This is a genomic window from Salibacterium sp. K-3 (genome assembly GCF_054052005.1).
Map to the genome: position 1 here is coordinate 1,170,463 of NZ_JBSVZE010000001.1, position 25,744 is coordinate 1,196,206.

Consider the following 25,744-nt stretch of genomic DNA (forward strand, 5'->3'; position numbering starts at 1 on the left):
GGAGGGAAATACGATGAAAAAAGGTTTGGAACAATTCATGACACCGTTTCGGATGATTATATCCGTTTATATATTGTCGATGTTTCTGTTCAGCTTCCTGTTGTGGCTGCCTTTTTCCCATCAGGCCGGAACAGATCTATCCTACATGGAGTCTCTTTTCACCTCCGTGTCTGCTGTCAGTGTGACGGGATTGAGTGTCATTGATGTGTCAGAGTCTTTGAGCTATACCGGGGTATTTTTCCTGGCGCTTGCCATGCAGGTGGGTGGCATCGGCATTATGTCGCTCGGGACCTTTGTGTGGATGCTGTTCGGGCGGAAAATCAATCTGTCCCAGCGCCTGTTGATTATGGTTGACCAGAACCAGTATCAGTTTTCCGGCATGGTGAAGTTAATGCGAGGCATTCTGCTGCTGGCGCTTACCATTGAACTGATTGGCGCACTAATTCTCGGCACGTATTACCTGCAGCACTTCGATACGGTCGGTGAAGCGTATTATCAAGGCTCTTTTGCGGCGCTCAGCGCATTTACCAATGCTGGTTTCGATGTCACCGGGCAGTCGCTGATCCCGTTTGCCGGCGACTACTACGTCCAGTTTATTGTACTGTTGCTCATTTTTGCCGGTGCGATCGGTTTTCCAGTGTTGATGGAAGTGCGTGAATATTTCACGACGAAAAGCAGTTATTTCAAATTCAGCCTTTTTACGAAGGTTACGGTAACCACGTACTTTTTGATCTTTGTTATCGGTGCCGCCGGTATCTGGCTTTTGGAAAAGGGCATGTTTTACGAGGGAATGGTCTGGCATGAGCAGTTTTTCTATTCCATTTTTAACTCCGCCACCGCCCGCAGTGCCGGTTTGACAACAATGGAAACGTCGTCCCTCAGTCTGCCGACGCTGCTGTTCATCTCGCTTCTCATGATTATCGGCGCCAGCCCGTCCAGTGTGGGAGGCGGTATCCGGACAACGACACTAGCCGTGATGTTTTTGTCGATCCGCAGTTTTGCGCTCGGAAAGAGCGATGTGAAAGTATTCGGCCGGGAAATTCATCCGGAGGATAAACAGAAAGCCTTCATGGTTCTCTCGTTTTTCATGTTCGGCCTCTTTACTGCTGTAACACTTATCACAGCGATTGAACAGGGAAATTCGAAGGTGGAGCTGATCGACGTCATTTTTGAAACTAGTTCCGCATTCGGAACCTGCGGTCTTACAACGGGAGTGACCCCCGACTTGTCGAATCCGAGCCTGTTTCTGTTAATGCTCTTAATGTTTATCGGAAGGGTCGGTATTCTCGCGCTGCTGTTCTCCGTCAAACGGAAAGAAACCAAATCGTCTTTCCGGTATCCGACCGAACGTATGATAATTGGATAAGAAGAAACACTAAAAATGCCCGGCGGAACCGGGCATTTTTCCGGTTCAGAACCACTGTGGGGCTGTATCCGGTTTCTTGACTAGCCGTAATAGGGGGAGTACAATTAATTTGTCGGAAAAAGCAGGTGAAGGACGTATCTGTTGAGTTTTCAGACTAATTGGTCTATGCGGCTCAACTCCATTACGTCCAGGGACAACGCGGGATTTCTGTATACATAACAGAATCGGAATGGCGTTTCTGCATGAAATCCAAGCTGCCCTGGAAAAGAAACAGGAGGTCGTTGATCGAAGAAGAAAGAGAACCAGCGTATGACAAACCAGGAATCAAAAAATTTTTAGGGGGAACATTGGCATGGCTGAAAACCGTGATTTTATGAACCGCAGACTTCATTCGCTGCTCGGCGTTATCCCCATCGGGGTGTTTCTCATTCAGCATTTGACGGTAAATTTCTTTGCGACGCGCGGTGCTGAATCGTTTAATGCAGCAGCCCACTTTATGGAAAGCTTACCTTACCGCCTTTTTCTGGAAATTTTTATTATTTATCTTCCCATTCTCTTTCATGCAATATACGGACTTTATATTGTGTTTCAGGGAAAAAGCAATACGAGGCGTTTCGGATATTTTAGAAACTGGATGTTTCTGTTTCAGAGAATAACAGGGGTATATCTGCTTGTGTTTATCGGCTGGCACGTCTGGCAGACGCGCGTGCAGGCTTCTTTCGGGGCGGATGTGAACTATGATATGATGGCGGATATACTAAGCAGTCCATTTATGCTTGTCTTCTATATCATCGGCGTTTTATCAGCGACATTTCATTTTTCCAACGGGCTCTGGTCCTTTCTCGTTTCCTGGGGCATTACGGTCAATCCACGTTCCCAGCGGATCGCGACCTATGCGACAGCCGTTATTTTTATTGCACTGTCCGTTGTTGGAATGAGTGCCCTGCTCTCATTTATCAATCCTGATTTAGCGAATATGTAAGGGAGTGTATCACACATGAGTGATGGTAATATTATCGTAGTCGGCGGTGGTCTCGGCGGCCTGATGGCAACCATTAAAGCAGCAGAGGCAGGTAAACAGGTAGACCTTTTTTCCGTCGTTCCGGTCAAACGGTCCCACTCTGTCTGTGCCCAGGGAGGCATCAATGGTGCCGTCGATACAAAAGGCGAAGGGGATTCGCCGTGGGAGCATTTTGATGACACAGTGTACGGCGGTGACTTTCTTGCGAACCAGCCTCCGGTAAAAGCCATGGCGGAAGCAGCTCCGGGAATTATCCACCTGCTGGACCGAATGGGCGTTATGTTTAACCGTACATCGGAAGGCCTGCTTGATTTCCGTCGTTTCGGCGGCACGCAGCACCATCGTACAGCGTTTGCCGGAGCAACAAGCGGACAGCAGCTGCTGTATGCGCTGGATGAACAGGTGCGCCGTTATGAAGTAGAAGGGCTTGTGAACAAATATGAAGGGTGGGAATTTCTCGGTGCTGTTCTTGACGAAGAAGAACGATGCCGCGGCATCTCCGCCCAGAATCTGACGACGATGGAAATCGAAACATTCCGCTCTGATGCTGTTGTTATGGCAACCGGCGGACCGGGGATCATTTTCGGTAAAACGACCAATTCGATGATTAATACAGGGTTTGCTGCTGCCAGACTGTATGAGCAGGGTGTTTATTATGCGAACGGGGAATTTATCCAGATTCATCCGACGGCCATCCCGGGGGATGACAAGCTCCGTCTGATGAGTGAATCCGCACGTGGGGAAGGCGGCCGTGTCTGGACGTATAAAGACGGCAAGCCATGGTATTTCCTTGAAGAAAAATACCCGGCATACGGAAACCTTGTGCCGCGGGATATCGCGACTCGTGAGATTTTCGATGTCTGTGTAAATCAGAAACTCGGGGTTAACGGGGAAAACATGGTATATCTCGATCTGTCCCATAAAGATCCAAAAGAGCTCGACGTCAAGCTCGGCGGTATTATGGAAATTTACGAGAAATTCATGGGGGATGACCCCCGCAAAGTACCGATGAAAATCTTTCCGGCGGTCCATTACTCGATGGGCGGCATGTGGGTGAACTATGACCAGATGACCAACATTCCGGGACTTTTCGCAGCCGGAGAATGTGACTATACCCAGCACGGCGCAAACCGCCTCGGGGCAAACGGTCTTCTTTCGGCCATCTACGGCGGAATGGTTGCCGGACCGAGCGCGGTGGAATACGTCAACGGGCTCGGTAAACTGGCTGAAGATCTTCCTTCTTCTATCTATGAACATTACAAGAAGGAGAATGAAGAGGAATTTGAAAACATCATGAACATGCGCGGGGAAGAAAATGCGTATGCCCTCCATAAAGAGCTGGGTGAATGGATGACAAATAACATGACGGTTGTCCGTGAAAATGACAAGCTGCTTCAGACGGATGAAAAAATTCAGGAACTGATGGAACGGTATAAAAACATTAATATGCCGGACACAGCACGCTGGAGTAACCAGGCTGCCTCATTCACGCGCCAGCTGAAGGGGATGCTCAACCTAGCCCGTGTCATGACTCTTGGAGCCTATCACCGGAATGAAAGCCGCGGTGCTCATTACAAACCGGAATTTCCGGAGCGTAATGACGAAGAATATCTGAAAACAACGAAGGCAAAATACAATCCGGAAAAACATGCTCCGGACTTTGAATACGAAGACGTAGATGTTTCCCTGCTCAAACCAAGGAAAAGGGACTATTCGAAAGGAAAGGAATCTTCGCAGCAAGGAGCTGGTAAACAATGAGCGAAGAACAAACAGTCCGTTTTATCATCACACGGCAGGAAGGCCCTGACAGTGAGCCTTATAACGAAGAATTCAATCTCACCTATCGTCCGAATATGAATGTGATTTCCGCCTTGATGGAAATACGCCGTAATCCGGTGAATGCCGATGGAAGCGAGACATCGCCGGTGGTATGGGACATGAACTGTCTGGAAGAAGTCTGCGGCGCCTGTTCCATGATCATTAACGGCAAGCCGCAGCAGTCCTGCACGGCCCTTGTCGATCAGTTTGAACAGCCGATCAAACTTGAACCGATGCGCACCTTCCCGGTCGTCCGTGACCTGATCGTAGACCGGAGCCGTATGTTTGACTCCCTGAAAAAGGTCAAAGCCTGGATTCCGATCGACGGCACTTATGATCTCGGGCCCGGCCCCCGGATGGCGGAGAACAAGCGGCAGTGGGCGTACGAACTTTCGAAGTGCATGACCTGTGGTGTCTGCCTCGAAGCCTGTCCAAACGTAAACGACAACTCCGATTTTATGGGACCGGCTCCGGTTTCCATCGTGCGTCTGTATAATGCCCACCCGACCGGTGAAATGAATAAAACCGAGCGTCTGGAAGCATTGATGGGCGAAGGCGGCATTGAAAGCTGCGGCAACTCCCAGAACTGTGTGGAATCCTGCCCGAAAGGGATTCCGCTGACAACGTCCATTGCCGCCCTGAACCGTGACACATCCCTTCAGGCATTCAAGAACTTCTTCGGAAGCGACAAAGCATAAAAAAACAAAAGGAGCTGTCCCGAATACAGGGTACAGCTCCTTTTTTCAGATAAGGCTTCTGTCCGTAACGCCCTTTGTACACGGCGCATAAAATATGCTGACTATATTCTTTCCATCCTCCGACCCTTTCGCCTTCGGGCAGAGGACGGGGACAGCCTTGTCAAGAAAGGGTGAAGCCATTGAGGGAGATGGACAGAGGCTACCGTACCCTGCTCACCAAAAGGGAACGGGAAGTGTTTGAGTTACTCGTCCAGGATAAGACGACCAAAGAGATAGCTTCCCAGTTATTTATCAGCGAAAAAACAGTCCGCAACCATATCTCCAATACCATGCAGAAGCTGGGAGTCAAGGGGCGTTCTCAGGCTGTTATCGAACTGATAAGGCTTGGGGAACTTTCAATTTAGTAGACAGCCGGCTTTTCCATGCAGGTGAAAAAGAAAACGCCCGGTATGCTGCCGGCAGATGGAGGTTATGCAGTGCAAATTTCAACGCATGGCTTATCCACCGGCCGTTTTCTTATCCTGTGGAAAGCCGGTTTTTCTTAAATTCATCGTGAAAACCTTGCTTTATTGCCTGAGAAAGTGCTACAATAGTTTACAAGTTTGCAGCGAAGGTATAGTCATATATTCGTACAGATTTACGTGTTACTGACATGATCAGGCATGAGTAAATGCATCAGGAGGAAATAAGTATTTTGACAAGCTTGTTTCTATACCGGCCTTATGCGTTTGCTCATGCTTTTTTTACATCCGCCGGGCTCTGGAATGAGCCGTGCATGCTTGACCTGATGCTGCAATCCTTAGTATCTTTATGTAAGCGATATAAATTTAAAGAAAAGGGGTTTCTGCCATGAAAGAACAAAAGTACACCATCACAAACGATACAGGGATCCACGCCCGCCCGGCGACCCAGCTTGTTAATAAAGCCGGCCAGTTTTCGTCGGAAATCACGCTTGAATATAACGGAAAGTCCGTCAACCTTAAGTCGATCATGGGTGTTATGTCCCTTGGTGTCGGCAAAGACGCAGAGGTTACGATCCGTATTGAAGGTTCCGATGAAGAAGAAGCGATGCAGGCAGTAGACGAAGTAGTGAAAGAAGGGCTTGGAAAGTAATGACTACCACCTTGGAAGGCATCGCTGCCTCGAAGGGCATTGCCTTTGCGAAAGCATTTGTCCTTGAACAACCAGAAATGAACATCGAAAAGACACAGATCAACGATGCAGAAGCGGAGACTGCCCGGTTTCACAATGCAGTGGACCGTGCGAAGCAGGAACTTCAGGTAATTAAGGATAAGACATTGAAAGATATGGGGGAGGACAAGGCGGAAATTTTTTCCGCCCATCTTCTTGTGCTCGAAGATCCGGAAATTATGGACGGCGTTACCTCCAAAATTAAAGAGGAGCAGGTGAACGCCGAATCGGCTTTAAAAGAACTGGCCGACATGTATGTGTCCATGTTTGAAGGCATGGATAATGAGTATATGAAAGAGCGTGCCTCAGATATCCGTGATGTGTCCCAGCGGATTCTTCTCCACCTCCTCGGTGTAGAGAATACAAGCCTGGCCGCTATCAACGAAGAAACCATCGTCATCGCCGAAGACCTGACGCCGTCGGACACGGCGCAGCTGGATCTTTCCTATGTCCTCGGATTTGCAACAGATATAGGCGGCCGTACATCACACTCGGCCATCATGGCGAGATCTATGGAGATACCGGCTGTCGTTGGATCAAAAGAAGCGACATCCTCCATCAGAACCGGAGATTTTCTGATCATCGACGGCATGGAAGGAGAAGTACTCCTTCATCCGGATGAGGAAACGATTGCTTCCTACAAGGAAAAGCAGCAGGAATACCTCCGCAAAAAGGAGGAATGGGCCAAGCTTGTCAACGAACCCTCTGTCACGAAAGACGATACACGGGTTGAACTTGCAGCGAACATAGGCACACCGGATGATCTGGAAGGAGTGCTGGCCAACGGTGCAGAAGGCATCGGCCTCTACCGGACGGAATTTTTATACATGGGCCGGAATGAACTTCCCGATGAGGAAGAACAGTTTGAAGCGTACAAGGCTGTTCTTGAAAAAATGAACGGTAAACCTGTCGTGATCCGGACGCTCGACATAGGTGGGGATAAAGAACTGCCTTATCTTGATCTGCCATCGGAGCTCAACCCGTTTCTCGGTTTCCGTGCCATCCGTCTTTGTCTGGAAGAAACCGGCATGTTCCGCACTCAGCTGCGTGCCCTGCTGCGTGCCGGAGCTTACGGCAATCTGAAAATCATGTTCCCGATGGTTGCGACGATCGAAGAATTCCGGGAAGCGAAAAGACTCCTCGAAGATGTAAAAGAGGAGCTTAAAAAGGAAGGACAGGCACCGGCAGATGATGTGGAAACAGGCATTATGGTGGAGATACCATCCACAGCAGCTGCGGCCGACATTTTCGCAAAAGAAGTGGATTTCTTCAGCATCGGCACGAATGATCTCATTCAATATACCCTGGCGGCCGACCGTATGAGCGAAAAAGTATCCCACCTGTATCAACCTTATCATCCGGCTGTTCTGCGCCTGGTGAAGCAGGTGATCGAAGCGGCTCACAATGAAGGGAAGTGGGCCGGCATGTGCGGAGAAATGGCGGGAGAGGAAACAGCGGTACCGCTGCTTCTCGGCCTCGGATTGGATGAGTTCAGCATGAGTGCCACGTCCGTGCTGCCTGCCAGAAGCCAGCTGCGTACACTTACCAAAGAGGAGGCGCGCGCGCTGGCCGCCGAGGCTGTAAATCTTCCCACGGCGGAAGAAGTCGAGACGCTTGTTCATCAGAAAGGCTTTGTCCAATCCTGAGACCGCCGTCTATAAAGTATCTTCTGCCCCGTCTGCCGGCGGGGCAGTTTTTATATGGCGGCAACCCCATCCTCACATCAAGGCGTGCCCGCCCATAAACTAAAGATAAAGCTTTCTGAAATATCGTGTCGTTCTTGAAATTGCGGCGGAAAAAAGAGAAAATAAAAGAAGGTTGTATAGGCAGAACATCGGTCTTTAAAATATACAGCCAGGCGGATGTTTATTTTAAAGAAGCATAAGGAACAAGACATCAGGAATAAATCAATGAGAAATTGAGGGACAGCAAGTGAACCGACCAATTGGAATTATCGACTCCGGAGTCGGAGGGCTGACTGTAGCGAGGGAAATCGCCCGGCAGCTGCCGAAAGAAAAAATGATATATATCGGAGACACCGCAAGATGCCCGTACGGCCCCCGTCCTGTCCATGAAGTACGGCAGTACACTTGGGAAATGATCCGCCGGCTGCAGCAGGAAAACATAAAAATGCTTGTGATCGCGTGTAACACAGCCGCTGCCGCGGTGCTGGAGGAAGTAAAGGAAAACCTTGACATTCCGGTCATAGGAGTTATACAGCCGGGTGCCATTACCGCTTTAAAGCTGACAAAAACCGACCATGTAGCAGTTATTGGAACAGAAGGTACCATAGCCAGTGGTGCCTATCCGCGCGCCCTTCATTTGATCAATGAAAAGGTGAAGGTGCAGTCTCTGGCCTGCCCGCCTTTTGTTCCGCTGGTGGAGCAGGGGATCTGTGAAGGGGAGGAAGCGTCCTCCATCGTTCGTCAAACGCTTCAGCCTCTCGCCGGTACACCCTGCGATATTCTGATTCTTGGCTGCACGCATTATCCGCTGCTGGCAGATGTCATTCAGGAGGTCGTGGGAGATAGTATACGACTCATTTCCTCGGGGGACGAAACGGCCCGCGAAGCCAGCACCATTCTTCATTTTCATGACATGCTTCATACTGATACAGCATCAGCTGCGCCGGATCATACGTTTTATACAACCGGACAGGCGGACCGCTTCCGCATGATTGCGGACCGCTGGCTGGACAGCCGGACTTCTGATGTTCAGTCCATCTCCCTTGAAAAAATCGGATAATTTTTGAAAAGGTGCCGCACAGCAGAAATCTGCCTCCTGTTTTTAACGGAAAATGGATTCAAGTGGTCTAATTCCCAGCCGGGCTCGTATAAATAGTACAAACTGGTCTGGGAGGGAAGAACGAATGAAAATGCCGTGGAAGGCAGCAGCCGTTTTAGCGGTGCCTTTTATTTTGCAGGGGTGTGGATTCGGCAGTGATGAGGCAGGAAATATGGACGAACCTCCGGAAGAAGTAACCGAGGAGATAGCGTGGGAGGATTTTGAAGAAGCAGCAGAAGAGGGACAAGAGGAGTCTTCCGGACAGGATGAGAAGGAACAGAAAGAACAAGCGGATAAGGAAACAGTGGAGCGGGAACTTTATCTCATGGATGAAAATGGGATGGTTGCACCGCAGACTTTTTCACTTCCCAAAACCGAAGGTGTACTGAAGCAGTCATTGGAACATCTCGTAAAGGGTGGTCCGGTCAATGAAATGCTTCCAAATGGTTTTCAGGCAGTGCTTCCCGCCGGGACGGAAGTAGATGTCCGTCTGGATGAAAACGGAACCGCCGTTACGGATTTTTCGCCTGAATTCAGGGATTATCATCCTGATAACGAACAGGCTCTTCTGCAGGCGGTGACCTGGACATTAACACAGTTTGAAAACGTGGAGGATGTGTCCTTTCAAATCAATGGGTATGAACAGGAAACCATGCCGGTAAATGGCACCCCGATCGGAGAATCCTACAGCCGGGAGGACGGCATTAACCTCGAAAACGGGCGCGTCAGTGATATGACAGACAGCAGCAGCGTCACTGTTTATTTCTTATCACAGATTGGGGAAAACTCCTACTATGTACCGGTTACCCGCAGAATAAGCGGGGAAGACGAGGACAACATACTGGATGCGGCCATGACGGAACTGGTCCGGGGGCCTGCTCCGGAAAGCGGGCTGCATAGCGTTCTTCGTGAAGGGGTTTCTCTGACATCTGCTTCGAAAGTGGAAGAGGAAACGGCGTCGCTCTTTTTTAACGAAGGACTTCTCACCGAACAGGACGGTGCAGCCGTTTCGGAAGAAGCACTGCACGCGGTGGCTTTGACGGCAACGGAACTGGACGGAGTGGAAGACGTTGAACTGAATGTGGAAGGGGCCGAAGATGTACTCCGCGTAAATGGAGAGGCACTGGAAGAACCAATGGCCCGTCCCGCTCTGGTTAATGAAGATGCGTCAAAAGGATAATCATAAGATATAAGGCGGCACTGCTGCCTTCTTTTTATGAAACATGTTAAGAACAATGGGAGGATATAAGGATGGCAACGACACGTTTGGATGGAAGAGAGAGAGAAGAATTACGCCCGGTTATCATCGATACGGATTTTTTAAAACATCCGGAAGGTTCGGTACTCATTACAGTAGGTGAAACAAAAGTTATATGTACGGCAAGTATAGAAGACCGTGTGCCGCCGTTTATGCGTAACAGCGGCAAAGGCTGGATTGCCGCGGAATATTCGATGCTGCCCCGGGCGACGGAGCAGCGCAACATCAGGGAAGCCGCCAAGGGTAAGCTGAGCGGCCGTACGATGGAAATTCAGCGGCTGATCGGGCGTTCGCTCCGTTCTGTTGTTGACCTAACCAGTATCGGCGAGCGGACGATCTGGATTGACTGTGATGTGATCCAGGCGGACGGAGGCACGCGCACGGCTTCTATTACTGGCGCATTTGTCGCGATGGCCATGGCTGTTAAATCTTATGTGGAAGCAGGAAAAATTAAGACATGGCCGATTCTGGACTATCTCGCAGCGGTCTCTGTCGGAGTTGACCTGCATCAGAATGAATTGCTAGACTTATGCTATAAAGAAGATGCAGAAGCGGCTGTAGACATGAATATCGTGATGACAGGAGAAGGCGAATTTGTCGAGCTGCAGGGCACCGGCGAAGAAGCCTCCTATTCCAGGAAACAGCTGGATTCCCTTCTCGACCTCGGTGAAAAAGGAATGAACGAGCTGTTTCTCATACAGAAAGAACTGCTCGGATCCATCGATGATGATATTAAAAAGAAGAAGGAAGAGTCAGAATAAATGCGGACCATTATTATCGCAACCAAGAACAAAGGAAAAGTAAAAGAATTCCAGGATATGTTCGGCCCGGAAACAGATGTCCAGTCCCTGCTCGATGTGGATATGGAAGATATTCCTGAGACAGGGGAGACCTTTGAAGAAAATGCAGCCCTGAAAGCAGAAGCCATTGCAGACGCGTATCAGGTGCCTGTCATTGCAGATGATTCCGGTCTTGAAATTGATGCCCTGGACGGGCGTCCAGGCGTCTATTCGGCCCGCTATGCCGGCGAAGATAAAAAGGATGAGGCCAATACGGCAAAAGTACTCCGTGAGATGGAAGGGGTACCGGAAGAGGAGCGCGGTGCCCGGTTTGTATGCGTGATCGCCGCAGCAGCTCCGGGTAAGTCGACAGAAACATTCCGCGGCACATGTGAAGGCCGGATTGCCAAAGCTCCATCCGGAACCAACGGATTCGGATATGACCCGGTCTTTTATCTGCCGGAACGCGGGGCTGCGATGGCGGAGCTGCAGCCGGAAGAGAAAAATCAGATCAGCCACCGTTTCCGCGCCCTGCAGAAAATGAAAGAACAAAGCCTGAATATTCGATCGGATGCAGGAGAGTGAATCGAATGAAATGTTTATTGATCAGCGACAGCCACGGCAGCGAAACGGAACTGAACGAAGTGATTGAACGCCACCGTCATGACGTGGACGCTGTCTTTCACTGCGGGGACTCCGAATTGTCCGGGGATTCTGAGATCCTGGAAGGTGTACATACGGTGCAGGGGAATGTGGACAGGCCCGGTGAGTTTCCCGAGGACCTGGCCGAAACGGTGGAAGGAATCCGTGTGTATGTGACCCACGGGCATCTTTACAATATTAAAATGACCTACATCCCGTTGTCGTACCGAGCAGAAGAAAAAGGGGCACGGATGGCGTGTTTCGGCCACAGCCATCACCCGACCGCGTTTGAAGATCAGGGCATCCTGTTTGTGAACCCGGGGAGCTTGATGCAGCCCCGGACCCGCCCCGAACAGACCTATGCCATCGCCTCGCTTGATAAATCCGGGGGAGCCGTTATCCGTTTTTATGAACGGGCTTCCGGTGGAGAAGTCACCGATCTGCGGGCTTCCTTTCCCGCAGACTGACTGATATAAAAGAAAACGCCGCCCTCCGGCACACGGCGGCAGCCGGCCGGAGACGGCGCTCTTCCTTATTCTATCTGCTGAACTTTAAAAATCAGGTTGACTTAAGCCGTCGGATATAATAATATAATATTTGTCGCTGAAAAACGGAACCCACTTGTCCCAGTAGCTCAGCTGGATAGAGCAACGGCCTTCTAAGCCGTAGGTCGCAGGTTCGAATCCTGCCTGGGACACCATGATAATAAGCGCCAAACCCCTTGGGACACAAGGGGTTTTTATTTTTGTCGTGATTCATTTAATGTTTGTAAATTGCTCTGATTATAGCTCTTTGGGGCAGGATTGGGGCAGAATTTATTTTTCTCCCTGTTTCTCCGTAAAAAACTTCTTAAAGTGATTCGCTGCTACTCGATCCACTTCTTCAATTTCATGGCCGTATATATCCATGGTTGTTCCAATTTTCGAATGCCTCGCTCGTTCACTTATAGATTTCATGGCCACATTTTTTTCAATCAAATACGTAATGGATATATGTCGTAAATCATGGAACCGAATTTTTTCTAGTTCGTTCTTTTTAATAAATCGAGCCCACCATTGACTTATACTGTCCGGACGGATCGGTTTACCGTACTCGTTGGAAAATAGAAATACATTATCAGGGTAGTCGTATTTATCCTTCATGTCTTCTTTAACCCTATACTTTTCGTGCATCAGATCTTGGATCATCAATGTTAGTTCATGAGGAATAGCTGCAGCTCCTTCCAGTTCATTTTTTATGGATTTGACCTGCAGCCCTTCTCCTTTGACTTCTGTGAGTGATTGTTCGAAGGAGATGAGATCTTCATCGATGGAGACGTGTTTGTCCTCCAGAGCAGCAATTTCGCCTTCTCTCGCCGAAGTTACGAAAGCAATCCAGAACATAATCTGTTTTTCATAAGGTTCGTATTTTATATGCTCAATAAGCTCCCATACTTTTTCTGAAGAGTATTTTAATTTTGATCGAGCATTTTTCAGCTTAGGCGGCTTCACAGAAGCAGCAGGATTCTCTTTGATTAGCTTCCATTGTTCCGCGCAGGCTAGTATGCTGTTAAATGCTTTGAACGAATTGCGGATAGCTGAGTTTGATAGAGGTCCCTCTTTACCGTCTAGCCGCCTCCCGTTTTTTTGGAGATCGTCCATAAAATTTACGATGTGTATGGGTTTGATCTCTGAGAGCTTCAAATTTCCGTATGCCGGCAAAATTCTCGCGTTCAGGACTCCTGTGTAATCACGGATAGTATCTGGCTGATAGGAGCTTTTGGCGTACTTCTCTAACCAGTCCTGATAAAAGTCACGAAGTTTTATTTGCTCTGGTTTGATATAGTGGCCGGATAATATTTCAGCTTCAAATTTGGAAAGTTCCTTTTTGGCTTCCGTTTGGTTTTTAGCCTGTACTGTTTTTCGCTCCCTAATGACTTTACCGGTTTCCGTGTAACCAATGATAACGGATAGCCGGTACTTGTTTTTCCCACGCTTTTCGATGTTAGCCAAGCTATATCACTCCTTTCTGGATCCTTGTGAATGCCGTATTTTCTCACGTCACTCAATGACGGAGGCAGAGGAACAACGATACGAACGGATTAAAAGAACTTACGTTCGATTTTCTACCAAAAAAAAAGTTACTTACTGACATTACTTCTTCTAAATCGTCCACAAGCATAATGAAGTATTCAGCTTCTTCCAACATAGATGGGTTATGACCACTGCGTTCTAGTCGGCATTGAACCATATCCGTATTAATGGCGAAGCTGGAGTCATCGAACGGATCTCTTACGAGTTCTCCCATATCTACAGATAGAATTGCCAAGTCAGCAAAGTCTTCTTCGTAGAAGTGATCCATGCTCTTAGGAACCGTGTAAAAAAGAAGTGAACCGCGCTGCTCTCCATCTGTCTTAACAAGCACCCACTTCGCTTGATGTTCTCCGTCAATCTCTTCGTAATAAACCCACATAATTCACGACCTCCTCGCCGACTTGTTCCTGGAGTTGGTTCATAATTCTTTGCGTTTCATAAGACCACTTGCCCGGATTGTAACTTTCAGAGTGAGCAGGCAGCTGACTGTTCTTTTTTCTAATCATTGCAGGCTGCACTACGGATTGCCTATATAACTGATTTAATCGCTGCTTAGCAAAGTCTGACGGAACCACAAAATCATCCGATAGCTGCTCAATAATATCTGGTGCATCCCAATCGTATCCGCGGAGCATATGATGGGGGAGGGCGGCATACATCTCAAATAACCTTGTGTCCCACTCTAAAAAATCAGCCAGCTTATCTGATATGAACATCCGGTTACTGTCGTGCCGCAGCAAATGCCCCAACTCATGAAAGAACTGAATGCGGTGCTCTTCCGGAGACAAACCTCGCTGCAAAAGGATGGCGCGGAATCGTCCGTGTTCTTTGTAAGTGGAACCTTCGTCGTGATATTTCAAGAATATCCGCAACTTCCGGCTGATTATTTGTTCATCGATTTCTCTTGGAGTGTAGATTCGTAGATAGCGATACATTTTGAGTACGTAATCTTCTCTATGTGTATGATACATTGAATCACTCCTTGAAAGAACGTATGTTTGGTTTTAAGTTTGAAAGAATACCCCTATAAATGAAAGGGGCGAGTGTTATATTATAAAATAAAGAGGTGTTTTTAATGAATTCTGATATATTCACGGTGGATGAATGGGCTGTTCTTATCGATTCGTTTAGACAAACTAAGCGTTTTCGTGAAAGTATTGCCGATGAAGTTAGACTGTGTGAAACTTATAGAAGCATAGAAAATAAGTTGAAAGAAATAGCACCAGAAGAAGCTTTTGATATTAACTACGTTTCAGACCGCCTACTGGATTAAAAGTATTCTTCAGCAAACTGATTAATAGTATTTACGATGACATCACAATCTGTTTTTATTACTTTACCCTTGTTGGTGTGACTGATTGTGTTTCTTAAATCATAAGCAATATCAAGACGTTTTTTCTCACGATAATTGATTATCTCCTTTGACTTTAGCTTTTCAGCTAGTTCTCCCAACAAGGTACTATCTGAATCTTTAACTTTTTGCCCGTTTTTCTCTAAAATTAGCGTCAATAATGTTTCCAGGGCTACGCAAAAGGTTGCTGCTGCGGGTAAATAAAGTGATCTGCTAAAACATTCCAATGCCTGGTCAATTTGATATTCGAAGTCATTATCATCTACACGATCAATAATAGGCTGTATATCATAATGGGAAAAACTTTGTCTTAGTGAGTGATCGAAAGATTTAACAGATTTGTTGTTGTGCATCTTAAATCTTTCATAATGACTGTTAGCAATTCGACCACCTGCATTTTTGTAACTAAACTCTAAATCATCCAATCTGAAAACCGCGTGAATATTTTTATTCTCTAACTTGGATATAAGCCCATCTTTTATAATTTTCTCTACTTTTAGTTCATCCACCGGTTGATCATATATTTCACCAAAACGAGCGATTTCTAGGTCTGAATGATCAATAGTTTGGAAGTATTCTTCAAGATTATCGGTTATTATAATGAATTCATTTCTAGTGAAATAATTTGAATTTAAAACAAGGCGAACAATTGACAAATAGTCATTAAATTTTATTATAGGAAATGCCTCGGGATGTGTTTCCGATTTTTCTTTAAACTTTATTTTAACACTATGTTTATACTGATCTATTATTTCTTCTACTGCTTGAATAATATCTTCTTGCGAAAAAGACAACGTGCCCCTCCTTTATCTATATTCATTTATTGAAATCTAAATCATCGTCTTCGCCATCGTCCTCTTCTTCCATTCTGCGCGCTTTCTCCTTCACCCACAGCCAGTGATTCTTCACTTCTTGAATCTGCTCCCGGCTCATTTTCTTCCATTCATTAATATCGTAAAAATTGAAGCCGGCGTCTTGGAGATCGTTATCGATGAAGAACTGTTTCAGGTCTTCCATTGGATCGTATTCTTCGTCTGGTGGATTTGGAATATCTGTCTCGCCTAGCAGATAAGAAACTGTAACATCATATTTCTTCGCCAACGATTTTAATACACCAAGAGAAGGTTCATTCCTGCCCTGTTCATAATACCCGTAACCACTTTCTGTCATGTCTAAGTAGGAAGCTACCTCTTTTTGCGTAAGTTTATGTTGTTTTCTAAGTTGCTTCAATCTGTCTTCAATACTTGCCATAACAATCATTCCCATAAATTTGATACCTCCATTTTACAACAATAAGTTGGGTTTAAAAACACAAACAATAAAAAGTTGTGTAAAGCTGTTGACCTCAACAAAATGTTGGGTTAATATATAGACAACAAAACGTTGGGAGGTGAAAAGATGAACTCTCTTCGCCGCGAGCGCCTAATTGAAGCTCGAAAAAAGCTCGGCCTTACTCAAAAAGATGTTGTTTCTAATCTTCACAAAGAAACTGGCATTGAGATAACAGAGAGCTATTATGGAATGATCGAACAAGGCGTTAGAACTCCGAGCTTAAAACTTGCATTGCCATTATCAAAAATAGTTCGAGAGGATCCTGAATCTATTTTTTTTAATAATGAACACAACAAAAAATTGGGTAAAACCACATCAGCTTAAAGGAGGCGAAAGCATGAACAATCTACTCACTTTCGAATTTGAACAACAGCAAGTACGGACTGAGGTTATAAACGGTGAACCGTATTTTGTTGCAAAAGATATTTGTGAAGTCTTCGGCGATACAAACTATAGACGTTCCATCCACCGCATCGATGATGATGAAAAGGGTGTGTCACCTGTGAACACTCCTGGAGGAACACAGACAATGACGGTTGTTAATGAGTCCGGGTTATATTCACTTCTTTTTAACATGCAACCTCAGAAAAAGCAGCATATCTCAGAAGAAGACTTCAACAGTAGAGTTGCCAAGCTGAAATCATTTAAAAGATGGGTGACTTCAGAGGTCTTGCCATCAATCCGAAAGCACGGAGCCTACATGACTCCTGAAAAGATCGAAGAAACGTTGATGAATCCAGACACTATAATTCAACTGGCAACCAACCTGAAAGATGAACAGCAGAAACGTCAGGCGGCTGAGCAGCAGTTACAACTGGACGAGCCATATTCCACTTTCGGAAAGGCTGTTTCAAATTCAAACGCATCTATTAACGTTGGAGCCTTCGCCAAGATGATTTATGAGAATCATGGACTTCGCATTGGCCGAAACAAATTGTTCGCTTGGCTTAGAGAACAGGGATACCTGATCAAACATGGGCGCGAGCGTAACAATCCAAAACAAAAGTACATTGAGCAGGGTCTCTTTGATACCAGCGTAACTCTAATCAGTCGAACAGAAGGGGACGTTGAGAGCGTGACAACGCTCGTTACCGGAAAAGGCCAAATCAATCTGACAAGAAAGCTGCTTAACGAATACACGGAGGTGATGTAATTGCAACAAACCATGGACGTAAAAGAAGCTGCAGAGTATCTAAGCGTACATCCCGACACTATTTACAACATGGTGCAGGCTAAGGAAATACCGCATTTTCGAGTGAGAAAACGGATCTTTTTTTCAAAAGAAACCATCGACGACTGGATCCGGAATCAATCAACGATGGAAGTCCATACAGAATCCAATGCTATGTAACTATTATCATTTTATCTTGAAAAACCAATAAATAGGAGGCAAACAAAATGCAGAACAAAACCGCAAAATCCAGATTATATAGTCCGTCATCGATACCAACGATCTTAAAAACGGCGAGGGAACGCGCTTGGAAACCCGAACGCCGAACCAAACGGTGGCTGGCAAAGCAGTTGGGAATGACTGAGCGAAGACTTAGCGGTATTGAAGATGGAACATCGCAGATCCACCTGGAGGAATGTATCGAATGGTGTGAAACAGTCGAAGACACATTGGCTCTGGAACTTATATTACATGTTTATGGACTAAGTGAACCGCCAACAGATCCGCGGTTGTTAGATAATGTACCGAGTCAGTTGGACAATTTTAAAGCTGAAGTGGAAGAAAGTTTTACCGCAGCTAAAGATATTGAAAAGCTCTCTCAGCATTGGAGACCCTGGAAAGGTTTCGAAGATAGAGAACAGCAGCAGGTGCAGGCAACAGCTAAACAGATTCGGGATGTCAGACATGCAGCAGACTGCCTGTTAACTGCCATGAACAATGAATGGGGGATGAACCAGCAATACGTTGAAGCAACATGGATTAATGGAGGAATCGCAAATAATATTCTGATGCACTCGATTGGCGCTTTTGAAGAGCTAAGAAGAGAGCGAACGGATCAAGAGAGACTGGCTCAACTTGGCGGACTTAAATAAAAATTTAAAGAATGGAGGAAAAAGAATGAATAAATCACAGCCACTTTTGAATGCAAGTGAAAAACAAATGACCGAGGTAGTGCTGGCCGTCGAAATTTACTCGGACAAGCTGCAGGGAGCCGATCAAGAGCAAGTGGAAATTGCCTTGGATAACGTAAAAGAAAACGGAATTTACGCTGAAATGGATGGCTTTGAAATGGAGATTGTTATCCGGGCACTGAAAAAACGCGGGAAGCTTCACATGGCGATGAAAAGCGCTCATAGGGGATTAGCACTGTACGAATTGGCACATTCGATGGAAGCCAAGAAAACGAAGTTTCAGCAGGCTTTCTGGATACAAAGAAATAGCGCGGCTGCGGGAACAGCACACGCTTAAGATAGGGATCTTCTACTGATTCAAGTTTACCAAAGGTTGATAAGCAAGGCAAGCCGGGTTTGCGGCTGGCTTGCCGCCGGGCTCATAGCTTCCACTTTATCCTCTGCCCGAGGGTGGCTGTGGGTCCGGCGGTGCGCCGGCACCTGAAAGGAGGATAAATTATGAATTGCGACAGATGCGGTAATACCGATCATCCAGAGAGTGCAGAGTTCTGCAAAATCTGCGGCAACCATTTATTAGGGAGGAATTAACGTGCCATCTATCAGTGTTGAGAACCCGATGGTTCTACCGAGCCAATATCTGGACCAAGACGAACCGAAGGTAATCGGTGAATGTGAGGGCTGCGGCCGCGCCATTGTGGACTATGAGGGAGCATTGGAGTTTGAACAGGACGTGCTATTGCATGACGACGTGGAGTGCTTGGCCGATTACATTCGGCAGCATGCTATGAAAGTAGGGTGAGTGATATGGAACAATCCAACGGAGTACCTGAACGCTATACATTTTATATCGTGAATCACTTGGATGCGCTAGGGGAAGAAGGGGCGCTGCAGGTAGCGACTCGACTGGATATGACGGAAGCGAAAGTGCTTTCCATCTACCGAGCGCATAGAAAAGCCGACCAGATGGCGGTCTGATCGGCACAATAAGAAAACGAATTTAACTCTATTGTAGGCGAACCAAACTAAAAACACAAGGAAAGGAATGGTTTGATGACCGTTCAAGAACTGATTATCGAGCTTTTGGATTGTGAAATGGATGCCGACCTCAGTGTATTAGCGCAATCTAAAGAAGAAGAAATGGAAGAAGATGAAATATACGTTGTTGAAGATGGCAGCCTTGGAAAAGAGTACGTCGAGATTCAAGTATCAACGGAGAAAGTCATTGTGGATGAAGATGACTATGACGAGATGAAGGAGCAAATAGAAGGATTGGAGGAAGATTGATGAGCGTTGTTGTCACCCAAACGAAAGATATGAATAAAGCCGATTGGCTGAAGTGGCGAAAGAAGGGAATTGGCGGGAGCGATGCTTCCGCGGTTCTCGGAGTTAATAAATATAAGTCCCCATTTGAGGTCTGGAACGAAAAAACAGAAGAACATGTTCCGGATGAAGAGGATCCGAGCGAAGCGGCATATTTCGGAAACCGATTGGAAGACTTGGTAGCCGAAGAATTCCAAATGAGAACCGGCAAAAGAGTGAGACGGAAAAACGCAATGATGCAGCACCCTGACTATCCTTTCATGTTGGCAAACGTCGATCGCGTGATTGTCAGGGAAGACGCCATTCTCGAATGCAAAACAGCAAACCAATTTCTCGCTAAGGATTGGGAAGAAGACCAAATCCCGGATGCGTACCTCGTCCAGGTACAACATTATCTCGCTGTGACAGGCAAATCCAAAGCTTATATAGCTGTTTTAATCGGTGGCCAAAAGTTTGTTTGGAAAGAGATTGAGCGGGATGAAGAGCTGATCAACATGATTATCCAACAGGAGAAAAACTTCTGGGAGAACCATGTGATGGCAAATGTACCGCCAGCCTTAGATGGTTCCAGCGCTGCCGAGCAATACCTGAACGAACGCTTCCCACAACAAGAAAAAGAGAAAGTGACCAACCTTGGCGTTCACGAAAAAGAAGCGCTTCAGAGACTCGATCAAATTAAAGCAGATATAAAAATGCTGGAGAACGAGGAGAAAGAAATCAAAAACAACATTAAATGGCAGATGCAAGACGCGGAGCTGGGCTATGTGAACGGTTATGAAGTGTCATGGAAGAACATCACTGCCAATAAGGTGGACACAGCAAAATTGAAACGAGAAAAACCGGCACTCGCAGATGCTTACACGTATAAATCTCAATACAGAAAATTCACCTACAAAGCTTTATAGGAGGCGATGGCATGGCAACCAACCAATCTTTGAAAAACAACCTTTCCAATAAACAGAACGGTCAGGCGCCGTCAAACACGCAAGGTACAACGTTGAAGGGTTTGCTCGAAACACCAACTATTAAGCGTCGGTTTGAAGAGAATCTTGGGAAAAGGTCCAGCCAGTTTATCACCAGCATTGTGAACCTCTACAACGAAGAGAAAATGCTGCAAAAGTGCGAACCAATGAGTGTGATCAGCTCAGCCATGGTTGCAGCTACGCTGGACTTACCGGTCGATAAAAACCTCGGTTATATGTACATTGTCCCCTACGGTAATAAGGCAACGCCTCAAATCGGTTATCGCGGCCTGATTCAGTTAGCGCTGCGGTCCGGCCAGTACAAAAATATCAATGTCGTGGAGATTTATGAAGGTGAATTAAAGAAGTGGGACCGCCTTACAGAAGAAATTGAAATTGATTTTGAAGCGAAGGAATCGGATAAGGTCATCGGATATGCCGGCTACTTTGAATTAATCAACGGATTCCGCAAGACCGTGTACTGGTCCAAATCTGAGATTGAAGCGCACAAGAAAAAGTTCAGCAAGTCAGACTTCGGCTGGAAGAATGACTGGGATGCTATGGCTAAGAAGACGGTGCTGCGGAACTTACTTTCGAAGTGGGGCATTCTCTCCATCGAGTTACAGACAGCTTACTCTGAAGAGAATAAGGATCCGTCTGAGCGTAAAGAAGTAGGCTCTGATATCGATTATGTAGACGCTGAAGTGTCAGAAGTTGAGGAAGACCCTGCCGGCAAATCAGAGCAGCCACCAGAAGATTCCGCACCTACTCAAAATGAATTTCCATTTGAAGATGCTGACGTGCAATGACACACAGAATACCGATCCCTGTCTGCTATATCTTGATGACAAAGGGTGCTGCAGACAGGGGCCGGCTCTTTCGAAAATACGTCACCAGTTATTTGAAAAAGAGTTATTCAGGAATGGAACTAATCAAAATCGAGGGCATGACAGCGATTTGTGAGAGGAGCGATAAACATGGTTGAGATCAAACGGATTGAATCTGCTCGCCATATGGACGGTGAATATTGGGAGATAGGTCAGGAAGTAGAAGGGTCCGATAGTGGAAAGTTCATTACTGAAATAAGGGATAAAACAGATGAGTGGCCCGATGGTATTGAACATGAGTTTCAGATCTACGTTAACGGTGAGCTTTGGACACGGTTAATTAATATGCCCGTCATGGTTATTTATAAAACGAATTAGGGGGTGAGACGGTGTCCGACACCTATTTCAGAGTCTACTCCGGCTTACTCACTCCACACCATAAGAAAAAGATAGGTGCAGCGTTATGGGAGTTCTTATGGTGTATTGATCGAGTCACCAACGAAATGGAACAAGAAGGGCAAAAGTCGGGCACCGTTCTTGGTGGCTCCCCCGTATCATACAGCGACGTAGCCAATGATTTAGGGGTAGGCAAATCAACAGTAAAACGCAATTTTGAACGGTTGGAAGAAGAGAATTACATTCATCTAAAACGGACTCCATACGGACATATCGTGACAGTAAACAAGTCCAAAAAATGGGGTGCCAAAAATGATCACTCTAAGAGTGCCAATAATGGCACGGGTGCCGGAAATGAAACAGAGAGTGCCGAAAATGGCACGCAGGGTGCCGAAAATGACCACTCTAATAAAGACAATACAGAGAAACAACAGGGACAATACAACATCGTTGTTGGAAACGAGCGCACGCAAGAGCAAGTATTCCAGGATCAGCTGGATCAAATCACAGATGCATTCATGGCATATCGCGGGAAGCCGGGCTTGCCTCCCAGGGCCTCCGATTATGACCATGCCAGTGCCATCTTAGAGGCGGGGGTTTCTACCACTGAAGCCATCTCCGGAATCAAACAGGCCTTTGAAAATTTCAAGCCCAAGTACAGCGGGGACGAGATAACCTCTCTCGGCTACTGCAAGAAGATCATTCTGAATAACCACTACACCGACAAGCAGCGAAAGGAGGCAGCGTCCAATGGAACAAGCCCAAACCAGCATTCAGGAGGTTATGGACAAGCTCAAAGAACGGGCGGAGCAAGCCAAGAGCGATCCATCACAGGCGGCCAAGTCGGATGGATCAAGCCAGGAAAACGAGCATGACTATGACTGCCCTAAATGCAAGGACAACACCGGTTATCTTGAGGTTCGTGATGGCTATGAAGTCTGGGTACGTTGCAGCTGCATCGAATGGCGCCGGGCACAGAAGCTGATGCGGTCCAGTGAAATCACAGACGAGTTTCGCAAGCTCGGTTTCAAGAACTTCCGCACGGACGGGAAGCCAAACTTGATACAAGGAACCTATGACTGCGCCTATAACTATTTTCAGAGTTTCGAGACCATTCGAGTTGAGAGACAGAACAGCATCGCTCTGCTAGGACAGCCAGGAACAGGTAAAACACATCTGCTGACGGCTATTGCAAACAATCTCATGCACAAAAAGCATGTCGGAGTACAGTATTTTCCTTACGTCGAGGGGTTCAATGACTTAAAGGACGACTTCGACAAGCTGGAAGAGAAGCAGGAGCGCATGAAAAACGCGGATGTGCTGTTCATTGACGATTTATTCAAACCGGCGGCGAAGGGAGTGCCGAGGGCTACGGATTGGCAGATAGAGCAAACGTACGCTGTCATCAACCATCGGTACTTAAACCACAAGCCGATCATGATCTCTTCAGAGCTGCCAATCGACCAGATGGTTCAAATAGACGAGGCGCTGGCAACCCGAATATACGAAATGTGCAAGCAATATCTGGTATTGATCCAAGGAGATAAGTTTCAGCTGAATCACAGACTGGAGGACATGACATGACAATAGAATCAGCGATCTATATACGCGGCAGAAAGATGCCGGCGGAATTGTGGGAGAAACGGAAGGCGCAGCTGATGCTGATATTTGAGGAGAACGAGCGGAAGCTGAAAGAAATGGAGGATGAGGAGTATGGAGCTACGGCGGCAGGTGCTAATTAAGGAATTGGAGCAACAAGGCTATTTTCTAGCGCTGGACGGACGGCTGCTAAGTGAGCTGACAGTGAGCGAACTGGAACGGGAGAGAGTGCGACTTCCGGAACTAATGGAGGTGGAGCATGCTAGAGCCTAAGTTTCGATACATCGTACAGCATATAGATTCCGGCAATATTGAGGTTAAACACTATTATCTTAACCAGATAGAACAAGCGACTCTTACATCATTGTCACCGGCATTTTTAGCAGATTATGAAATGCTATCAAGGGATCAATACACCGGTATTGATGATGAAGATGATAACGAAATTTACGAGGGCGATATAATCTATTTCACTGTATTCGACATTGAAGATAACGATACACAGTACCAAGGTGTTGTGACATTTGCAGGCGGCATGTTCCAGCTGTGGAAAAGCGTAGAAAGCGAATTTTATGGTTCGGACGGGCCTTTTGAGCTGTATTGGGTGCACATGCAAGACGATGCATTGAAGTTGCTAGGTAACATCCACGAAAACCCGGAGCTATTGGAAGTGAAATCATGAATGACATGAGAGTGCTACACTACCCCGGTTCCAAATGGCGACTTGCTGAATGGATCATCGAAAATATGCCGGAGCATTCAACGTACCTGGAACCGTACTTCGGGTCTGGCGCAGTGTTTTTCAGTAAGCCGAAAACCAAAGTCGAGACGATTAACGATATCGACGGGGAAGTCATTAACCTCTTCCGAATGATCCGAGCACAGCCGGAAGAACTGGCTTTCCAAATCGAATATACGCCATACGCAAGGGCCGAGTATTACGAATCTTATTACTCTCAAGGATCAGACTTGGAACGGGCCAGACGTTTTCTCACACGTTGCTGGCAGGCGATAGGCGCAAAGACAAGCGACAGAACAGGGTGGCGCAGCTTGATCAGTTCGAATGGACCGAAACCGACCGCCGATTTCAGAAAGCTACCTGTCCGGATCCATCACGTTGCTGAGCGGCTGCGGAGGGTGCAGATCGAAAATCAGCCGGCCGAACAGATACTGGAACGATATCAGCGACCGGAAGTTTTGATATATGCGGATCCGCCCTATGTGCTCGACACTCGTTCCAAGCGGCATTACAAGCATGAAATGACAGAAGCGGATCACGAATCGATGTTGAACCGTTTAATAGACCATCCGGGACCAGTTCTGTTGTCGGGATACGAACACGATCTTTATCAGGATATTTTGGGTGACTGGAAGAAAGAAAGGATGGTCACGGCTGCGGAAGCCGGGGCGACAAGGACAGAAACGCTCTGGATTAACTCGGTGGCAGCGGATCATATATACGGATTGAGATTATGTTGATGTTCGTAGGACAGATTATGCGAAGGAACAATTCTTAGTCCGAGAAGAATTGTTCCAGCTCATTTGTGTTATAGGTTTTTAGGACAATCCCATTACTGTCAAACACTATGAAAACAGGATACTTTTTAATATTGAATACATCGTCATATTTATATTCATCGGCGTCCTCTTCGTTTTTGATAAAAACACTATGACTACTGACAGAGTCGCCCAAAGAAACAACAACATCAGTCACTTTATCATAATACTCAGTTTTTGTTGCATTCTCGTCAGCGAAAATGGCGAATGAGTATTTCCCCTCTTTTTCAGGTCTCAAATCATCAATCACCTGATCCTTATCAGACGCGCATCCAATTAAGAGGGGGATAAATAAGAGAAGTAGGGAATGTTTAACCATAAGTTAGAGCCCCCTTTTCGAACGTTCAAAGTAAAATTTTGGGATAGTATAACATTTTTTAGATATTTCGTATATTGACGATTACGAGAAAGGAGGAATAGGCATGGCGCACAATTTCAATCCAGCCGGTGAAGAAACGAAAATATGTAGAACATGCTATCATTTCAGCCTTCATGCGGGCGTGTTCTCCTTCTGTTTGATTCAAGAGGCTGATGTCTATGAAGGGGATAGCTGCGACATGCACACCGAAAGTGCGTGGATTGGACGAAAACGCGAGAAAGAGCTGACGCAATTTGTAGACACCATCTTTGACAGAGGGGATGGTAAGGCAAATTTTTGATTATCGCGGGGTCTTGATGATTATCAAATA

General features: G+C 46.5%; 36 protein-coding genes and 1 tRNA gene. 31 read left to right on the forward strand and 6 right to left on the reverse strand.

What is annotated here, in order from left to right; genetic code table 11:
- Window positions 1-13 precede the first annotated feature (13 nt).
- The 13 genes from ACW9JV_RS05635 (at window position 14) to ACW9JV_RS05695 (ending at window position 12,257) form a co-directional block, all read left to right on the forward strand.
- Window positions 14-1,366, forward strand: a complete 1,353-nt coding sequence (locus ACW9JV_RS05635) for a TrkH family potassium uptake protein (protein WP_457332202.1) — start codon at window positions 14-16, stop codon at window positions 1,364-1,366.
- Between the two features lie 352 nt (window positions 1,367-1,718).
- On the forward strand, window positions 1,719-2,348 hold the full coding sequence (locus ACW9JV_RS05640; RefSeq protein WP_457332203.1) for a succinate dehydrogenase cytochrome b558 subunit: 630 nt from the start codon (window positions 1,719-1,721) through the stop codon (window positions 2,346-2,348).
- Window positions 2,349-2,363: 15 nt separating this feature from the next.
- Window positions 2,364-4,145: a succinate dehydrogenase flavoprotein subunit gene (gene sdhA, locus ACW9JV_RS05645; protein ID WP_457332205.1), complete on the forward strand. Its 1,782-nt coding sequence runs from the start codon at window positions 2,364-2,366 to the stop codon at window positions 4,143-4,145.
- Complete coding sequence (sdhB, locus tag ACW9JV_RS05650) at window positions 4,142-4,903, forward strand: succinate dehydrogenase iron-sulfur subunit (RefSeq protein ID WP_457332208.1); 762 nt, start codon at window positions 4,142-4,144, stop codon at window positions 4,901-4,903. Before sdhA ends, sdhB begins: the two co-directional genes overlap by 4 nt.
- Window positions 4,904-5,091: 188 nt before the next feature.
- On the forward strand, window positions 5,092-5,307 hold the full coding sequence (locus tag ACW9JV_RS05655; RefSeq protein ID WP_457334595.1) for a helix-turn-helix domain-containing protein: 216 nt from the start codon (window positions 5,092-5,094) through the stop codon (window positions 5,305-5,307).
- Window positions 5,308-5,752: 445 nt separating this feature from the next.
- Window positions 5,753-6,016, forward strand: a complete 264-nt coding sequence (locus tag ACW9JV_RS05660; RefSeq protein ID WP_457332210.1) for a phosphocarrier protein HPr — start codon at window positions 5,753-5,755, stop codon at window positions 6,014-6,016.
- Window positions 6,016-7,740, forward strand: coding sequence for a phosphoenolpyruvate--protein phosphotransferase (gene ptsP / locus ACW9JV_RS05665; protein ID WP_457332212.1), 1,725 nt, complete (start codon window positions 6,016-6,018; stop codon window positions 7,738-7,740). The genes ACW9JV_RS05660 and ptsP overlap by 1 nt, the downstream gene beginning before the upstream one ends.
- Window positions 7,741-8,026: 286 nt before the next feature.
- Complete coding sequence (gene racE / locus ACW9JV_RS05670; protein WP_457332214.1) at window positions 8,027-8,839, forward strand: glutamate racemase; 813 nt, start codon at window positions 8,027-8,029, stop codon at window positions 8,837-8,839.
- 124 nt (window positions 8,840-8,963) lie between these two features.
- Window positions 8,964-10,058, forward strand: coding sequence for a GerMN domain-containing protein (locus ACW9JV_RS05675; protein ID WP_457332216.1), 1,095 nt, complete (start codon window positions 8,964-8,966; stop codon window positions 10,056-10,058).
- A gap of 71 nt (window positions 10,059-10,129) precedes the next feature.
- Window positions 10,130-10,897, forward strand: a complete 768-nt coding sequence (gene rph, locus ACW9JV_RS05680) for a ribonuclease PH (protein ID WP_457332218.1) — start codon at window positions 10,130-10,132, stop codon at window positions 10,895-10,897.
- Entirely contained in the window at window positions 10,898-11,500 is a 603-nt protein-coding gene (locus ACW9JV_RS05685) for an XTP/dITP diphosphatase (protein WP_457332220.1), read from the forward strand. It begins immediately after the preceding gene.
- Between the two features lie 5 nt (window positions 11,501-11,505).
- Window positions 11,506-12,024: a metallophosphoesterase family protein gene (locus ACW9JV_RS05690; RefSeq protein WP_457332222.1), complete on the forward strand. Its 519-nt coding sequence runs from the start codon at window positions 11,506-11,508 to the stop codon at window positions 12,022-12,024.
- A gap of 156 nt (window positions 12,025-12,180) precedes the next feature.
- Window positions 12,181-12,257, forward strand: a tRNA-Arg gene (locus ACW9JV_RS05695).
- Window positions 12,258-12,372: 115 nt separating this feature from the next.
- Here ACW9JV_RS05695 and ACW9JV_RS05700 read toward each other — a convergent pair.
- From ACW9JV_RS05700 to ACW9JV_RS05710, 3 genes are read right to left on the reverse strand one after another with little or no spacing between them, the layout of a single operon-like run.
- A complete protein-coding gene (locus ACW9JV_RS05700; RefSeq protein ID WP_457332224.1) occupies window positions 12,373-13,548 on the reverse strand; it encodes a tyrosine-type recombinase/integrase in 1,176 nt (391 codons plus the stop codon).
- Window positions 13,549-13,600: 52 nt separating this feature from the next.
- Entirely contained in the window at window positions 13,601-14,008 is a 408-nt protein-coding gene (locus tag ACW9JV_RS05705) for a hypothetical protein (protein WP_457332226.1), read from the reverse strand.
- Window positions 13,983-14,600: an ImmA/IrrE family metallo-endopeptidase gene (locus ACW9JV_RS05710; protein WP_457332228.1), complete on the reverse strand. Its 618-nt coding sequence runs from the start codon at window positions 14,598-14,600 to the stop codon at window positions 13,983-13,985. Before ACW9JV_RS05710 ends, ACW9JV_RS05705 begins: the two co-directional genes overlap by 26 nt.
- 104 nt (window positions 14,601-14,704) lie before the next feature.
- On the opposite strand from ACW9JV_RS05710, the gene ACW9JV_RS05715 reads away from it, so the two are divergent.
- Entirely contained in the window at window positions 14,705-14,902 is a 198-nt protein-coding gene (locus ACW9JV_RS05715; RefSeq protein WP_457332230.1) for a hypothetical protein, read from the forward strand.
- Here ACW9JV_RS05715 and ACW9JV_RS05720 read toward each other — a convergent pair.
- Both ACW9JV_RS05720 and ACW9JV_RS05725 read right to left on the reverse strand, forming a co-directional pair.
- Window positions 14,899-15,774: a hypothetical protein gene (locus ACW9JV_RS05720; RefSeq protein ID WP_457332232.1), complete on the reverse strand. Its 876-nt coding sequence runs from the start codon at window positions 15,772-15,774 to the stop codon at window positions 14,899-14,901. The two genes, ACW9JV_RS05715 and ACW9JV_RS05720, sit on opposite strands and share 4 nt — an antisense overlap.
- A 22-nt stretch (window positions 15,775-15,796) precedes the next feature.
- Entirely contained in the window at window positions 15,797-16,246 is a 450-nt protein-coding gene (locus ACW9JV_RS05725; RefSeq protein WP_457332234.1) for a helix-turn-helix domain-containing protein, read from the reverse strand.
- Between the two features lie 132 nt (window positions 16,247-16,378).
- Between ACW9JV_RS05725 and ACW9JV_RS05730 the strand changes: the two genes are divergently transcribed.
- The 16 genes from ACW9JV_RS05730 (at window position 16,379) to ACW9JV_RS05805 (ending at window position 24,977) form a co-directional block, all read left to right on the forward strand.
- Complete coding sequence (locus tag ACW9JV_RS05730) at window positions 16,379-16,636, forward strand: helix-turn-helix transcriptional regulator (RefSeq protein ID WP_457332236.1); 258 nt, start codon at window positions 16,379-16,381, stop codon at window positions 16,634-16,636.
- A 13-nt stretch (window positions 16,637-16,649) separates the two neighbouring features.
- Window positions 16,650-17,465, forward strand: coding sequence for a phage antirepressor KilAC domain-containing protein (locus ACW9JV_RS05735; protein WP_457332238.1), 816 nt, complete (start codon window positions 16,650-16,652; stop codon window positions 17,463-17,465).
- Window positions 17,466-17,477: 12 nt separating this feature from the next.
- Complete coding sequence (locus ACW9JV_RS05740) at window positions 17,478-17,663, forward strand: helix-turn-helix domain-containing protein (protein ID WP_457334597.1); 186 nt, start codon at window positions 17,478-17,480, stop codon at window positions 17,661-17,663.
- Between the two features lie 47 nt (window positions 17,664-17,710).
- Complete coding sequence (locus ACW9JV_RS05745; protein WP_457332240.1) at window positions 17,711-18,355, forward strand: hypothetical protein; 645 nt, start codon at window positions 17,711-17,713, stop codon at window positions 18,353-18,355.
- Between the two features lie 25 nt (window positions 18,356-18,380).
- Window positions 18,381-18,731 carry a hypothetical protein gene (locus tag ACW9JV_RS05750; RefSeq protein ID WP_457332242.1) on the forward strand — a complete coding sequence of 117 codons (351 nt, stop codon included), beginning with the start codon at window positions 18,381-18,383 and terminating at the stop codon, window positions 18,729-18,731.
- Between the two features lie 467 nt (window positions 18,732-19,198).
- Window positions 19,199-19,369 carry a hypothetical protein gene (locus tag ACW9JV_RS05755; RefSeq protein ID WP_457332244.1) on the forward strand — a complete coding sequence of 57 codons (171 nt, stop codon included), beginning with the start codon at window positions 19,199-19,201 and terminating at the stop codon, window positions 19,367-19,369.
- Between the two features lie 75 nt (window positions 19,370-19,444).
- The gene (locus ACW9JV_RS05760; RefSeq protein ID WP_457332246.1) at window positions 19,445-19,678 is read left to right on the forward strand and encodes a hypothetical protein; all 234 of its coding nucleotides are present in this window, start codon (window positions 19,445-19,447) and stop codon (window positions 19,676-19,678) included.
- Window positions 19,678-20,619, forward strand: a complete 942-nt coding sequence (locus ACW9JV_RS05765; protein WP_457332248.1) for a YqaJ viral recombinase family nuclease — start codon at window positions 19,678-19,680, stop codon at window positions 20,617-20,619. The genes ACW9JV_RS05760 and ACW9JV_RS05765 overlap by 1 nt, the downstream gene beginning before the upstream one ends.
- A gap of 11 nt (window positions 20,620-20,630) precedes the next feature.
- Window positions 20,631-21,485, forward strand: coding sequence for a recombinase RecT (locus ACW9JV_RS05770; RefSeq protein WP_457332250.1), 855 nt, complete (start codon window positions 20,631-20,633; stop codon window positions 21,483-21,485).
- A gap of 168 nt (window positions 21,486-21,653) precedes the next feature.
- Entirely contained in the window at window positions 21,654-21,881 is a 228-nt protein-coding gene (locus ACW9JV_RS05775; RefSeq protein ID WP_457332252.1) for a hypothetical protein, read from the forward strand.
- A gap of 11 nt (window positions 21,882-21,892) precedes the next feature.
- Window positions 21,893-22,774: a hypothetical protein gene (locus tag ACW9JV_RS05780; protein WP_457332254.1), complete on the forward strand. Its 882-nt coding sequence runs from the start codon at window positions 21,893-21,895 to the stop codon at window positions 22,772-22,774.
- On the forward strand, window positions 22,683-23,483 hold the full coding sequence (locus tag ACW9JV_RS05785) for an ATP-binding protein (RefSeq protein ID WP_457334599.1): 801 nt from the start codon (window positions 22,683-22,685) through the stop codon (window positions 23,481-23,483). Before ACW9JV_RS05780 ends, ACW9JV_RS05785 begins: the two co-directional genes overlap by 92 nt.
- Complete coding sequence (locus ACW9JV_RS05790) at window positions 23,480-23,641, forward strand: hypothetical protein (protein WP_457332256.1); 162 nt, start codon at window positions 23,480-23,482, stop codon at window positions 23,639-23,641. The genes ACW9JV_RS05785 and ACW9JV_RS05790 overlap by 4 nt, the downstream gene beginning before the upstream one ends.
- Window positions 23,613-23,771 carry a Fur-regulated basic protein FbpA gene (gene fbpA / locus ACW9JV_RS05795; protein WP_457332258.1) on the forward strand — a complete coding sequence of 53 codons (159 nt, stop codon included), beginning with the start codon at window positions 23,613-23,615 and terminating at the stop codon, window positions 23,769-23,771. The genes ACW9JV_RS05790 and fbpA overlap by 29 nt, the downstream gene beginning before the upstream one ends.
- The gene (locus ACW9JV_RS05800) at window positions 23,758-24,180 is read left to right on the forward strand and encodes a YopX family protein (protein WP_457332260.1); all 423 of its coding nucleotides are present in this window, start codon (window positions 23,758-23,760) and stop codon (window positions 24,178-24,180) included. Before fbpA ends, ACW9JV_RS05800 begins: the two co-directional genes overlap by 14 nt.
- Window positions 24,177-24,977, forward strand: a complete 801-nt coding sequence (locus ACW9JV_RS05805; protein ID WP_457332263.1) for a DNA adenine methylase — start codon at window positions 24,177-24,179, stop codon at window positions 24,975-24,977. The genes ACW9JV_RS05800 and ACW9JV_RS05805 overlap by 4 nt, the downstream gene beginning before the upstream one ends.
- Window positions 24,978-25,011: 34 nt before the next feature.
- On the opposite strand, the gene ACW9JV_RS05810 is transcribed toward ACW9JV_RS05805, so the two are convergent.
- The gene (locus ACW9JV_RS05810; RefSeq protein WP_457332265.1) at window positions 25,012-25,374 is read right to left on the reverse strand and encodes a hypothetical protein; all 363 of its coding nucleotides are present in this window, start codon (window positions 25,372-25,374) and stop codon (window positions 25,012-25,014) included.
- A gap of 103 nt (window positions 25,375-25,477) precedes the next feature.
- On the opposite strand from ACW9JV_RS05810, the gene ACW9JV_RS05815 reads away from it, so the two are divergent.
- Window positions 25,478-25,714, forward strand: coding sequence for a hypothetical protein (locus tag ACW9JV_RS05815; protein ID WP_457332267.1), 237 nt, complete (start codon window positions 25,478-25,480; stop codon window positions 25,712-25,714).
- The last annotated feature ends 30 nt before the right edge of the window (window positions 25,715-25,744 follow it).